Origin of the sequence: Ferrimonas balearica DSM 9799 (genome assembly GCF_000148645.1) — a bacterium.
GTDB classification, from domain to species: domain Bacteria; phylum Pseudomonadota; class Gammaproteobacteria; order Enterobacterales; family Shewanellaceae; genus Ferrimonas; species Ferrimonas balearica.
Map to the genome: position 1 here is coordinate 1,657,136 of NC_014541.1, position 12,613 is coordinate 1,669,748.

Here is a 12,613-nt window from a genome sequence, read left to right on the forward strand (position 1 = left end):
CTTACCTCCCGTGGGCAATGGGCGATACGGTGGTGAACAGCGCCCGGCATAATGGAAACAGCGCGGCCCAGCCAACACCGATAATGATGACACCCAATGCCGTGGTGGGTGCCAACTGCAGGGCCCCAAACTGGACCCCGAGAAAATAACCCAACGCGCCGATGACGCCACCAACCAGCGCCAGCGCCCAGGGGGAACGCGGCAGCCGCTGGTGGCAAGCGGCCAGGGTCAGGCCGAATCCCACCCACAACAAGGCCAGATGGATGGGCATTGCCACCGGACTGCCGGTGAGGCTCAGCACTTGCTGCTGTATCAGCAGGCCGTCAAACGCCATACCGATGGCGGCAATCGCCAATCCACCCAGGCGCCAACCGCGGGCACAGGCCACCATGGCAACGGTCGTGAGGGCTTGCCACAGCAGCGTATCCTGCTGGCCGAACACCGCCAGTGCCCAGTTGATGTCGAACAGCACCAGCACCGCAATCAGACGGCGGTTCATGGTGACATTCTCGCTTTCAGCCAGCGGGTCGCCGGACCCAGTACCGGCACTTGCTCATACAGCATCTGACCCATATCAAAGTAGTCGCGATGGTGGGTAATCAAGCCCTCCTGACAGCGTAGCTCACTGATGCCTTCAACCCGCACCGGTTTACCGCCTGCCAACTTGGGGTGGCGCAGGGTCATCACCCAGGGCTGGGCCCAGTGGGGCGGCGTGCCGATGGGAACGCCCAGCTCGAAGTGACACTCATCAACGTTCTGGTACAGCGTTGCCAGGTGGGCTTTAAAGCGGTCGCGACCATGCAGTTCACCACTGGGATCGGCGAACACCACGTCCGGGTGGTACAGGGTATCCACCTGATCGAGGTGGTCCCGCCCCAGGGTTTGCCATACCCGGGCAAACGCTTCTACCGGGCCTTCCGGGATCCTATGAAGCATGGCGGGTCTCCTCCATCTGTTGTTTGAACTGAGCGGTAAAGCGGGCGGTCTGCGCTTTGTGGTCGACCATCGGCGCCGGATAATCCGGGGCCAGCAGGAAGGGGCCGCCTTTGTGCAACTGCCGCGCAGGGACTTCCGCCAGCTCCGGCACCCATTGGCGGATGTAGTCACCGTCCGGGTCGAAGCGTTCACTCTGCCGGTAAGGGCTGAAACTGCGGAAGTAGGGCGCCGCATCGGCACCGCATCCCGCCGCCCACTGCCAGCCACCATTGTTGCTGGCCAGATCGCCATCCACCAGCTGTTGCATAAAGTACGCCTCGCCGAGGCGCCAATCGATGTGCAGATCCTTCACCAGGAAGCTGGCGCACAGCATCCGCACCCGGTTGTGCATCCAGCCGGTGGCGTTGAGCTGCCGCATGCCCGCATCCACCAACGGAAAGCCGGTGCGCCCCTGTTGCCAACGGCGCAACCACTCATCATTGGCTTCCCACCGTGCCTCCTTGGCCGGGAACAGCGCATCATGCCTGGACAGGCGGGCGTGATGATAAAGCAGGTAGCGGTAAAACTCGCGCCACAGCAGCTCATTCAGCCAGCTTTGGGCACCCTCTCCGTCAGCCTGCTGACTCAGCGCGTGGGCGGCTTGTCGGGGTGAGAGTACCCCGGCGGCAAAGTAGGGAGAGAGGGCAGAGGTGCCCGCTTTGGCAGGCCAGTCACGGTCATCGTGATAGGCGCTGAGACGCTGCTGGCAGAACCGTGCCAGAGTCCGGGCGGCAGCCTGCTCTCCGGCGGGCCACAGAAGATCGACGGTCTCAGACCACGCATCATCGGCCTGGAGCGGCGGTTGGGCGGCCTGAGGTTCGGGCGCTGGCAGCGGCTGCGGCGGAGCCATCCATTGACGGCAGCGGCGGGCAAAGGGCGTAAACACCTGGTACAAGCCACCCTGGCCGGTGGTGATGGCGCTGTAATCCACCAGGTTGGCGTCGGCGTAGCGGTGCAGCGGGACCGGCAGTTGGTCTGCCAGTTTCTGCTCCAGCGCGCGTTCGTTGACGCCCAGGCCATGATGGCAGTGTACGGCGCCGATACCGGCCTCGTTGCACAGCGCACCAAGGCGGGCTGGGATGTCGTCAAAGTGCTCGCACCGCCACACCGTCAGGGGGATGCCCAACCCCGCCAGCGCTTCACGCAATGCCTGCACATTGGCGTAGTGCCATTGCGCTTTGCGTGGACCGCAGTCGTGCAACTGCCACTGCTGCGGCGAGGCAATATAGAGCGCTACCACCGGCTCACCCCTCTGGGCAGCGGCGAAGAGTGCCGGGTGGTCATGCACCCTCAGGTCGTCACGGAACCATACCAGTTGCATGGGGCCTCACAGGTGATAGCGCAGCGCCAGGTGCTGCGGGTGAGGCTGCAGATAATGCTGCTCCTCAATGTAGGGTTTGGGATAGCGCTTCAGCAGGCTCTGCAGCAGGGTGATCGGCGCCATCAGAGGCAGTTGCCCGTCGTGATAGGCGAGGATGGTCTCATGCAGGTGCTGTCGCTCTGTGGTGTCCAGTTCGCGCTTAAAGTAGCCACCAATGTGTTGCAGAACATTGGTGTGGTTGCGACGGCTGGCCGGTTTGGCCAGTGCGTGCATCATGCGCTCACCGTAGTAGGCCAGGCGCTCCGCCATCGGGCGCTCACGGCTGATGGCGATGTAGCGGCCCAGCTCCCGGTAGGTGGCCTGGTTGTGGGCCATCAGCAGCAGCTTGTGGCGGCGGTGGAAGGCGAGCAGTTGGTGTTCGCCCGGCTCGCTGGCCACCAGTTCCTGATAGGCGTGGTAGACAAACACGCGAGTAATGAAGTTTTCCCGCAGCGGGATGTCATTGAGCCGGCCATCCTCCTCTACCGGCAGCAGCGGGTAGGCTTCCATCAGGGCGGCGGTAAACAAGCCACGGCCGTTGTGGCGCGCGCCGTTCTGTTGTTCGTTCATGACCCGGACCCGCTCCATACCGCAGCTGGGCGACTTGGCACAAACGATGTAGCCGGAAAGGCCAGCCAGGTTGGGCAGAGTTCGCTCATTAAAGGCCTGCATGGCATCGGTGTGGTCGATGTGATTTTTATCGTCCATCAGACGAACGCTTTCACCAATCTCCCGCAGGCGGATAGTGGGGCGGGGCGTCCCAAGGCCCATGCCCATCTCAGGGCACAACGGCTTCATATCAAAGATGTTTTTCAGAGGACCATCGACGAAACCGGACCGTTTGTGTCCACCGTCGAATCGCACTTCCTGGCCTACAATACAGGCACTTACTCCCACTTTCGGCATCGTCATAACGCACCCCGTCAGCTCAACTTCGTCTCTATCCATAGTGCTTACGCTTGCGGGGTTAATGTTAGATCAGTCAGGATGAGCCTCAGTAACGTTTTTATCACCAAATCAATCATTTCAGGAGTGTTATGATGTTGGATCTGCTGCCGGACCTGTGCGACGCCCACCCGGATGTGGTGCGTCTGTTTCCTCCCATTTTTCGCCAGTTTGGCGGCAAACGGATCTTCCACGGTCCGGTGGTGACGCTGCGCTGTCCCGAGGACAATTCGTTGGTACGGGAAGCGGTGGCGGAGCCGGGGCAGGGCAGAGTGTTGCTGATTGATGGTGGCGGCCTGGCCCGTCGTGCGCTGCTCGGCGATATGCTGGCCGAGAAAGCGGTGGCCAACGGCTGGAGCGGCATCGTGGTGTTTGGCTATGTGCGTGATGTCGCGACGCTGGCAACCCTGGATTTGGGGGTTCAGGCACTGGGTGCCGTGCCGATGAAAACGGAAAAACGCGGCCTGGGCGACCGGGACGTGGTGGTTGAGATCGACGGGATACGTATCCAGCCCGGCGATTATCTTTATGCGGATGACAACGGGGTGCTGGTGGCACCCCATGCGTTGCCACTGCCTTAATACTGGACAGGAAATCGAACACGATGAAAGTGATTAAATGGTTACTGCTGGGTCTGCTGACCGTGGTAGTCGTACTGACGCTGTATCTGGCGTTCTTCTTCGATCTCAACAGTTTTAAGGGCCCCATCGCCGATAAGGTTAAGCAGGCGACGGGACGTGAGCTGGTGATTGGCGGTGATATTGGCTGGTCGGTTTACCCCACACTGGGGCTGGAACTGGCCCAGGTGCAGCTGGGTAACCTGCCCGGTGAGCAACTGCCGCCGCTGTTGAGCGTTGAGCAGGCGTCGGTCGGGGTGGCACTGCTGCCGCTGCTGAAGCGCGAGCTGCAGGTCGAAGAGCTGGCGGTTTCCGGGGTGCACCTGGAGCTGGTGACTCTGGCGGACGGGCGCTCAAGCCTGACCGGGTTGGGCGGTGAAGGCGCTGCCAAGCCCAGTGAGGCGGCCCCGGCAACGGACAGCAGTGCGGCGGCGCCCAAGCGCTGGGTCCTTGGTCACCTTGCGGTGAATGACCTGACCATCCACAACGACAACCGCGCCGCCGGTGCGGATCAGACTCTGGCCATCAAACAACTGGAATTGGCCCGCATTGAACCGGAACGCGCCGCGCCACTGCGTCTGCAGGTTGAAGTAGGGGATGGCGATTTGGCCGTTTCCACTCAGGCAGAAGCGATGTTGACAGTGTCTGCCGATTTCAGCCGGTTCCAGATCGATGACTGGCGCCAGCAACTGGAGGCCAAGGGCAGTGCGATTGGCGCACAACCTCTGGCGTTGTCGCTGGCCTGGGACGCAGACCTGAATCTGGCCGAGCAGCAGTTTGTGGTGACCAACCTGGAGTTCAAGCTGGCGGACTTTATCCTCAACGGGGAAGCCCAGGCCAACCTGGCCGGGGTGCGTCCAGCCTTCCAACTGACGGCCAAAGGCAATGCGCTGAATCTCGACCCCTGGCTGCCCGCGGACATTGCGGACAAGGGGACGGACAAGTCGGAACCGGCACCTGAATCGGCCCCCGCGCCGCAGGAGGAGCCGGACCTGAGCGCCATGAAACTGCTGGATCTGGATGCGGACCTGCACCTGGGCGCGCTGAAAGCCCGCGGCATCGAAGCGGAAGACCTGGCCCTGAAGCTGCGCCTTAACGCTGGTGTGCTGACCCTGGAAAACGCCAGTGGTAAAGCCTTCGGCGGCCAACTGACCGCCAAGGCGAGTCTGGACGGTACTGCCACTCCGGCGCGCTACAGCTTTGATCAACGCATCGAGCACCTCTCCATCCAGCCTATGCTGAAAGCGTTGGCGGATACCGATCTGCTGGCCGGCACCGGCGAATTCTCGCTGAAAGGCAAAGGACAGGGGCTGACCGGAAAAGCACTGAACAACCTGACCGCCACCGGTGCCCTGGCACTGGAGGATGGGGCGGTGTATGGCGTCAACGTGGCGCAGATGATCCGCGAAGCCGAAGCCAAGCTGAAAGGGGACTTCAAAGCGGAGGTGGCGGAACAGAAAACCGACTTCTCTAACTTCCACACCCAACTGGTGATTGAAGACGGCACCCTGGGCACTCCGGGCCTGAAAATCGCGTCTCCACTGCTGCGCATTGAAGGGGATGGTAAGGTGGCGATTGAGCCACAAACCCTGGATTACCAGTTGGTGGTGGCGCTGGTGGGCAGCCTGGAAGGGCAGGGTGGCAAAGGGCTGGATGAGCTCAAGGAGATCCCAATCCCACTGTCCATCTCCGGCCCGATTACCAACCTCTCCTATGGCCTGGATACCGATGCGCTGCTGAAGGGCAAGCTGGACCAGGAGAAGGACAAGCTGGAAGAGAAACTGAAAGACAAACTGTTTGAACGACTGGGGAATTTCTGATGCAAGCGAAGCTGATGGCGGCAACCGCCGCCCTGTTACTGACCGGCCTGGCGGGTTGTGCCGAGTCCAGCGCCAGCGCGGCACCGACCGCAGCGGCCAACACTGCCCCGGCCCCGAGCGTGGTCGGCGGCCAACTGAAACCGGCCAATGGCGCGGTTTACCGGAGTTCGGAGGAGCAAGCGGTGCAGGCAACACTGGAAGTGGCAGAGCGTTGGTCCCGCTCAGTGGGGGGCGAGATTGCGTTGGTGCTGACCAACACCAGCAGTTCGTCGGTTCAGTACACCATCGCCTCCGGCATGCTGGCGGACTTTATGCTCAGCAAGGGCAAAGAGGTGGTGTGGCGTTATTCCCAGGAGATGATGTTCACTCAGGCGCTGGGCAAGTTAACCCTGGCCCCGAACGAAACCCGCATCGTGAAGGCGCGGGTCTCCGGAAACGCCCTGTCACGCCTGAATCCGGGCCGCTATACCGTCAGTGCGATGGTGAACACCCATCCGAAAGACGCCGGCCCGGCCATTGCGCCGGTGATGGTGAACCTGGACTGAGCCCTCAGAACAGCAGAAACAGGCCCCAGCACCCGTAGACCACGACAGCGGGCAGGGCCGCAATCAACAGCGCCTGGCCCTGGGCAATCCGGGTCCAGGCGCGGATCCCTGAGTAGTACAGCCAGATCTTCCACGGCAGTACCAGCGAAAGGGCCTCCGCCAATCCCATACCCGCATGCCCCACCGGCAGGTCCAGCACCCGGTTCAGACTCAGTGGTGACATGGCACCGGGGCTGATTTCACCGCTGCTGAACAACACCCACACCAGCGCCACCAGGCTGGGCACCAGCACCACCAGGTTGCACCACCAGGTCAGCCCGAACCAATCCCCGAACCCCTGAACATTGTCATCGTCCACCAGGGTCATCTTGGCCAGGTAGAACGCCATCAGCGCATTGGCCACCAGCATACCGAGGAGGCCAATCGACAGCTGTGCCGTCAGCATTCGGCCCATGGTCATCTCCGCCAGCACCGTGGCGCGGTCTTTGGATGGCATGGACTGGAGAGTGGGTTCCAGCATCTGGGACTGATACCAGGCCCAGTCCACGTTGTTGAAGTAGAGGGTCTGCACCAGACAGAACGCCACCATAATCAGCACAAAGGGGATCCAGGACAGGCCTTTACGAGTTTTTAACTCCTGATAGATGGGCAGGGGCTGCCACAGGGATTGCCAAAGGGCTTGAGGGAAAGTGAGTGCTGACATGAAAGGACATCCTATTTCCTGAGACATTTCAGCATGGTAAATGGCTTTTTACGATTTTTATATACTTTTAATCGGTTCGACCTGCTAGCTTTGTGCCCCTGAGAATTTGGCCGAACAGGAAGATCGACCATGATTGAGATTCGTGGCTTAAGCAAGCGCTTTGCCATCCACAATCCCAAAGAAGCCGCCGAGCAGGAGGGGGAGCCGGATCCCCGTCAACGCGGGCGGTTTTTCCACTCCGTTGAGTCCGTCCACCTGACCTGCGAACCCGGTCAGGTTGTGGGGCTGGTGGGCCCCAATGGTGCCGGCAAAACCACCACCTTGCGGTTACTGTCCGGGGTACTGAAGCCGGATGGCGGCAGTATTCTGGTGGAGGGGGAAGACCTGCACCGCAATGGCGACAGTGTGCGCCGGAAAATCGGCTTTATCTCGGCCACCACCGGCCTCTATGAGCGTCTGTCGGTGCAGGAAAACCTGCTCTATTTTGCCCGGCTGTACGGCCTGGATAAGCGCGACAGCATGGCGCGGGTGGAGGAGCTGTGTGAGCAGCTCGACCTCGGGCTGTTCCGACATCGTCGCCTGATGGACCTCTCGTCGGGGATGAAGCAGCGCGCCAATATTGCCCGTGCCGTCATCCATCGCCCGTCGGTCATCATCTTTGATGAGCCCACCACCGGGCTGGACATCATGTCCACAGAAACCGTGATCGACTTTATCAAGATGCAGCGTGATGCCGGCCTGCCGGTGATCTTCTCCACCCACCATCTGGAGGAGGTCAGCCTGCTGTGTGACCGTTTGTCGGTGATCGTGCAGGGCCACACCCGTTTCGATGGTCCGCTGGAAGCGTTTGCCGGTGGCCGCGATACCACCGCTATCCGCCACCGCTTTATGGCGCTGAGTCAATCAGGCCAGGACGCCGCACTCGAGGAGGGAATCGATGATTGCGCTGATATGGCTTAAAGAGATGCGCGAGGTGCTGCGCGACAAGAAAACCCTGTGGTTTGTTGTGTTGTTCCCCACCGTGCTGTTACCGGCGCTGATGGGTGGCGCCATCTATGTGGGCGCGTCCAGCGTTAAGCAGGTTTATGAGTCGGACTTGCGTTTCCAGCTGGTGGCCCCCGAGCCGTGGCGTGGCGAGATCGCCGAAGCTCTCACCAATGGCGAGCGACTGGTCTGGGATGATCAGGTGCAGGTGTCCAACCGTGAGCAGTTCGACGCCGCCATCAATGAGGGGGTTCTGGAGTTTGTGCTGGTGGTGCCTGACGATTTCAGTGCCACCGCTTCGGAAGTCAGCCAGTGGCAGTTGTACTACAACCAGGCCGATGATGTGGGCCAGTTCGATCGCATCCATCAGGCGCTGCAGCCGCTGTTTGAGCAGTGGCAAACCGAGCACCGTAACGCCTGGAACCTCACTGAATCTCAGGTACAGGTACTGAAACAGGCGGTGGAGCTGGAGCAGGTTGGCGTGGCCGACCAGCGCGAGTTTATCGGCGAAAAGGTCGGTGGCTTCCTGCCCTACGCCCTGCTGCTGTTGTGCCTGATGGGGGCGCTGCTGCCGGCGCTGGACCTGGGCGCCGGAGAGAAGGAGCGCGGCACTCTGGAGACACTGTTGATGGCGCCGGTCAGTAAGACCACGGTGGTGATGGCCAAGTTTATGGTGATCGCCATCTGCAGCCTGACCGTGGCACTGCTGACCATGGCCAGCGGTGTGGTCTGGTCGCTGGTGCTGGGACAGGTGTTTGCCATCGAGATGCTGGTGGAGGCGATCAGCACCATCGGGATGATGGACCTGGTGTTGATCCTGCTGCTGCTGTTGCCCATCGCCATGTTCTTTGCGGCGTTGCTGCTGGCGGTGTCGTTTTACGCCCGCACCTACAAAGAGGGGCAGAACTATGTGGCGCCGCTCAACTTCGTGGCCATCCTGCCCGCCATGGTGGCGCTGTTTCCCGGTATTACCCTGACCAGCACGCTGGCCTGGATCCCGCTGGTGAACGTGACCCTCGCCAGCAAGGCGCTGCTTAAGGGCACCTTTGACTACTGGCAGCTGATGCCGATCATGGCCAGCAATACCCTGCTGGCGGCCTTGTTGTTGGCGTTCTGCGTCAAATGGTGCTCCCGAGAGCAGGTGTTGTTCCGTTAATGCACGGACACCGCCGATAAAAAACGCCCCCGATATGGGGGCGTTTTTTTGTGGCTGCTGAGGCTTACTCCGCTTTGCGGATGATGGCGTCGACGGTGTGCAGGTCGACATCACGCTGATGGCCCAGGCGGGTCATGCCGTGGCCCTCCAGGGCGGTCAGCACCTGCAGCAGCACGTCGTTCTTATCGAGCTGGTAATCCCCCAGGCGGGTGCCGACCCCAACGCTGCGGAACAGGTTTTCGATGATGTCGATGGTGCGGTTGGCGATGCCATCGCCCTCCAGGCCAAACACATTGCGACCCATCTGGGTCAGCTTGGCCTCCTTCTGGGCCAGGCAGACCCGCAGCAGGGCCGGGTGCACCAGAGCCAGGGTCTGAGCATGGTCGAGACCATACAGCGCGGTAAATTCGTGGCCAATGGCGTGGGTGGCCCAGTCGTGGGGGACGCCCACCCCAATCAGGCCGTTCAGCGCCTGGTTGGCGGTCCACATCAGGTTCTCCCGCCACTCCAGGGTACGACGCTGGTCAAACTGGCCAGCCAGCACCACCAGATTGCGCAGCAGGGCCTCGGCAAAGCCATCCTGCACCATGGCACCGGTGGGAACCGTCAGGTACTGCTCGCAGATGTGCACAAAGGCGTCCACCAGGCCGTTGGCCAGTTGCCGGTCGGGCAGGGAACTCATGGTATCCGGGTCGAGCACGGCAAACACCGGAAACACCGCGGGGGCCAGGAAAGAGCGCTTTTCGGCGGTAGCGGTGCGGCTGATCACCGCGGCGGCGTTGGACTCGGAGCCGGTGGCTGGCAGGGTCAGAATGGCGCCCAGAGGTAGGGCCTGGCGCACCTTATGCTTGCCGCTGAGAATGTCCCAGCCATAGCCCTCGTAACAGGCCGCCGCTGCCACGTACTTGGTGCCATCCACCACCGAGCCGCCGCCCACGGCGAGCAGGAAATCAAACCCCTCGTCCTTAACCCGGGCCACCGCTTTATCCAGCGTCTCTACCGTCGGATTGGGCTCGATGCCGGCAAACTCGGCCCACTGGTGTGCCTTCAGGGCCTCGGCCACCTGGTCGTATACGCCATTGGCCTTAATGGAGCCGCCACCGTACAGCACCAGTACCTTGGCGTCCCGGGGGATCAGGCGAGCGACGCTGGCAATCTGGCCGCGGCCAAACTGGATCTGGGTGGGGTTATGAAAGGTGAATTGCATAGGGCGCTCCGAGTCATCTTGGGCACTGGCCCGACGTCTGATAAGGACTCGATTGTGCCTGCGAGCAGGCAGGCTTTCCAGCACCATGATCACTAAAAGCCGCCCTGTTGGCGGCTTTTGCAGCAGTCAGTGGTCAGGCTTGGGCGGCGGGGCGGTAGGGGATGCCCAGCTTGCGATAGATAAAACTGAGCAGCCAGATGGGGCCGATCAGCAGGAACTGGATGTCCTCGAAGAAGCTGGGCTTCTTGCCCTCAATCTTGTGGCCGATGAACTGGAAGATCCACGCCACCACAAACAGCGTCAGGGCACTCTGCCACAGGGGGATGGCCAGAGTTGCCTGATGCCACAGGATGATGCCGACCATGGAGGCAGTGACCCCGACCATGCCGATGGCCAGATTGCGGGACAGACGCCAGTAGAACAGCAGGCTGATGACAATCAGTACCAGAGCCAGATTCAACAGCGGCTGGCCCGGCAGATGCACCTCCCACAGCAGCGCCAGTACCGTCCACATAATGATCGGCACGCAGATCCAGTGGATGGTTTTATTGATGGGGTTCTGGTGGCTGACACCGTAGGCGTTGAGCCATTGTTGGATGTTCTTATCAAGCATGCGGATCTCCCGTCCGGGTTCGGTCTGCCGTGTGTGACTTGGATCACACCCTAATCCGCTTTAACCTAAGAATCCAATGACTGTTTTTCAGTGAAAGCAATGATGGATATTCATGAGTTGGCGCCCCAGCGCATCGACCTCAACCTGTTCCGCATCTTTGTCGCGGTGGCAGAGAGCGGCTCCACTGCCGCCGCCGCACGGCAGCTGCACCTGACCCAATCGGCGGTTTCCCACGCATTGGGGCGGTTGCGCAGCCAACTGGGCGATCCGCTGTTTGTTAAGCAGGGCCGCAACCTGGTGCTGACGCCCCATGGTCGCGCCATGATCCCCCAGGTGCAGTTGGCCCTCTCCACTCTGGCCCAGTGCCGGGTGCAGCCCGGTGAATTTGACCCGGCCAGCGCCGGTTTGGAGTTTCACCTTGGCTTTCGCGACATTCTTGAAGCGATGCTGCTGCCGCCCCTGATGTCGAGGCTGGACGAACTGGGCTCTGGCCTGCGCTTTACCAGTGCCCGCGTGCGCGGCAGTGAGCTGGAGGAGAAGCTGAAATCCGGCGAGCTGGACCTGGTGGTGGATATGGAACTGCCGGTCAGCGAGGCGATCTCCAGTGCGGCGTTTCGGGCCGAACCGTTGGTGGTGATGGTGGGGCCGTCCCATCCGGCCTTTGCGAGTGGGGCGTTAAGCGAGGCCGATTATGTGGCGGCAGAGCATGTTCTGGTGACCCTGGAGCCCAGAGAGCGCGCCTTTGTTGAGCAGCGGATGCAGGGCGTTGGCAGCCGCCGGGTGGTGCGGCTGCACTGCCATACCTATTTTGCTGCGGCTTCGGTGGTGGCCAGCACGTCACTGTTGCTGACCATGCCCGCCACCTACGCCAATACCCTGGCTGGATTGCTGGGGCTGAAAGTCCTGCCCCTGCCATTTCCCTGTGAGCCGCTGCCGGTGCGGCTCTATTGGCGCCGGGCCAACTCCGATGAGCCGTCCATCCAGTGGCTGATCCACACCATCCGGTCGCTCTGACGCTCAGCCAAAACGGCGGTCAGAGAGGGTCTCAGTGGGTTTCATGCCGCGCTCATACCAGCCATCCCGGGTGGCCGGGATGTTGTCGAACGCCTGGATATAGGGTTTGACGTCAATGATGGGGGTGCCGTCGAGCAGGTCGATGCCGCGCACATGAATGACGTTATCGACGATGCGATCGATCGCCACGATGCTCAGGCCGATCGGATTCGGACGTTTGGGGGAGCGGGTGGCGAAGATGCCGCGTTCAACGGTATCGAGAAAGGGGGTCACCTTGAGCGCGCCCGGCTGGCTGCGGTGCAGATGGAACAGCACATAGATATGGGAAAACTCATGCAGGTCATCCAGTCCTTCTGCGTATTGCGGCGTGATCACCAGCTGACCCTGGTTGTCGGTCAACCCTGCGCCCTGAATGGGCATGTTGGCGATGTCGGAGTAGGGGGTTTCGGCGTGGCCGATGGCCTGGAACTGGATCATGGGGGCTCCTGTTGGGGGAAAGCCTCAGGGTAGGCAATGGCCGCCACTCTGAGTGGGTGATGCCGCACACTTTGCTGATTCCATCCCAACAAGGACGGCAGGCTGTGACCTGTGGCGTAAATGAAACGAATTCAGTAATGCCGATGTAGAGCATCAGGGGCAACTTTGTGATCGAAAAGGCTGAGAACTCGTGATCG

General features: G+C 61.3%; 14 protein-coding genes. 6 read left to right on the plus strand and 8 right to left on the minus strand.

What is annotated here, in order from left to right; genetic code table 11:
• Nucleotide 1: 1 nt before the first annotated feature.
• From FBAL_RS07515 to FBAL_RS07530, 4 genes are read right to left on the minus strand one after another with little or no spacing between them, the layout of a single operon-like run.
• Nucleotides 2–499: a DUF2878 domain-containing protein gene (locus FBAL_RS07515; protein ID WP_013344986.1), complete on the minus strand. Its 498-nt coding sequence runs from the start codon at nt 497–499 to the stop codon at nt 2–4.
• A complete protein-coding gene (locus tag FBAL_RS07520; protein ID WP_013344987.1) occupies nt 496–936 on the minus strand; it encodes a nuclear transport factor 2 family protein in 441 nt (146 codons plus the stop codon). Before FBAL_RS07520 ends, FBAL_RS07515 begins: the two co-directional genes overlap by 4 nt.
• Nucleotides 926–2,296: a cryptochrome/photolyase family protein gene (locus FBAL_RS07525; RefSeq protein WP_013344988.1), complete on the minus strand. Its 1,371-nt coding sequence runs from the start codon at nt 2,294–2,296 to the stop codon at nt 926–928. Before FBAL_RS07525 ends, FBAL_RS07520 begins: the two co-directional genes overlap by 11 nt.
• Nucleotides 2,297–2,302: 6 nt before the next feature.
• The gene (locus tag FBAL_RS07530; protein WP_049779395.1) at nt 2,303–3,283 is read right to left on the minus strand and encodes a DUF1722 domain-containing protein; all 981 of its coding nucleotides are present in this window, start codon (nt 3,281–3,283) and stop codon (nt 2,303–2,305) included.
• A 92-nt stretch (nt 3,284–3,375) separates the two neighbouring features.
• Here FBAL_RS07530 and FBAL_RS07535 point away from each other — a divergent pair, with 92 nt between their 5' ends.
• From FBAL_RS07535 to FBAL_RS07545, 3 genes are read left to right on the plus strand one after another with little or no spacing between them, the layout of a single operon-like run.
• On the plus strand, nt 3,376–3,861 hold the full coding sequence (locus FBAL_RS07535) for a putative 4-hydroxy-4-methyl-2-oxoglutarate aldolase (protein ID WP_013344990.1): 486 nt from the start codon (nt 3,376–3,378) through the stop codon (nt 3,859–3,861).
• A gap of 23 nt (nt 3,862–3,884) precedes the next feature.
• The gene (locus FBAL_RS19540; protein ID WP_013344991.1) at nt 3,885–5,717 is read left to right on the plus strand and encodes an AsmA family protein; all 1,833 of its coding nucleotides are present in this window, start codon (nt 3,885–3,887) and stop codon (nt 5,715–5,717) included.
• Nucleotides 5,717–6,262: a BsuPI-related putative proteinase inhibitor gene (locus tag FBAL_RS07545; RefSeq protein ID WP_013344992.1), complete on the plus strand. Its 546-nt coding sequence runs from the start codon at nt 5,717–5,719 to the stop codon at nt 6,260–6,262. Before FBAL_RS19540 ends, FBAL_RS07545 begins: the two co-directional genes overlap by 1 nt.
• 4 nt (nt 6,263–6,266) lie before the next feature.
• Here the strand turns inward: FBAL_RS07545 and FBAL_RS07550 are convergent, their stop codons facing one another.
• Nucleotides 6,267–6,965 (minus strand): YIP1 family protein, encoded by a 699-nt coding sequence (locus FBAL_RS07550; protein ID WP_013344993.1) that lies wholly within the window; start codon nt 6,963–6,965, stop codon nt 6,267–6,269.
• A gap of 129 nt (nt 6,966–7,094) precedes the next feature.
• Between FBAL_RS07550 and FBAL_RS07555 the strand changes: the two genes are divergently transcribed.
• Together FBAL_RS07555 and FBAL_RS07560 are read left to right on the plus strand one after the other, a co-directional pair.
• Complete coding sequence (locus FBAL_RS07555; RefSeq protein ID WP_013344994.1) at nt 7,095–7,925, plus strand: ABC transporter ATP-binding protein; 831 nt, start codon at nt 7,095–7,097, stop codon at nt 7,923–7,925.
• Nucleotides 7,903–9,105, plus strand: a complete 1,203-nt coding sequence (locus FBAL_RS07560) for an ABC transporter permease (RefSeq protein ID WP_013344995.1) — start codon at nt 7,903–7,905, stop codon at nt 9,103–9,105. Before FBAL_RS07555 ends, FBAL_RS07560 begins: the two co-directional genes overlap by 23 nt.
• Before the next feature lie 64 nt (nt 9,106–9,169).
• Here FBAL_RS07560 and FBAL_RS07565 read toward each other — a convergent pair whose 3' ends face one another.
• Together FBAL_RS07565 and FBAL_RS07570 are read right to left on the minus strand one after the other, a co-directional pair.
• Complete coding sequence (locus FBAL_RS07565; RefSeq protein ID WP_013344996.1) at nt 9,170–10,312, minus strand: iron-containing alcohol dehydrogenase; 1,143 nt, start codon at nt 10,310–10,312, stop codon at nt 9,170–9,172.
• A 133-nt stretch (nt 10,313–10,445) separates the two neighbouring features.
• Complete coding sequence (locus FBAL_RS07570) at nt 10,446–10,925, minus strand: Mpo1 family 2-hydroxy fatty acid dioxygenase (RefSeq protein ID WP_013344997.1); 480 nt, start codon at nt 10,923–10,925, stop codon at nt 10,446–10,448.
• 99 nt (nt 10,926–11,024) lie between these two features.
• On the opposite strand from FBAL_RS07570, the gene FBAL_RS07575 reads away from it, so the two are divergent.
• Nucleotides 11,025–11,939 carry a LysR family transcriptional regulator gene (locus FBAL_RS07575; RefSeq protein ID WP_013344998.1) on the plus strand — a complete coding sequence of 305 codons (915 nt, stop codon included), beginning with the start codon at nt 11,025–11,027 and terminating at the stop codon, nt 11,937–11,939.
• A gap of 3 nt (nt 11,940–11,942) precedes the next feature.
• Here the strand turns inward: FBAL_RS07575 and tsaA are convergent, their stop codons facing one another.
• Complete coding sequence (gene tsaA, locus FBAL_RS07580) at nt 11,943–12,416, minus strand: tRNA (N6-threonylcarbamoyladenosine(37)-N6)-methyltransferase TrmO (protein ID WP_013344999.1); 474 nt, start codon at nt 12,414–12,416, stop codon at nt 11,943–11,945.
• Between the last annotated feature and the right edge of the window lie 197 nt (nt 12,417–12,613).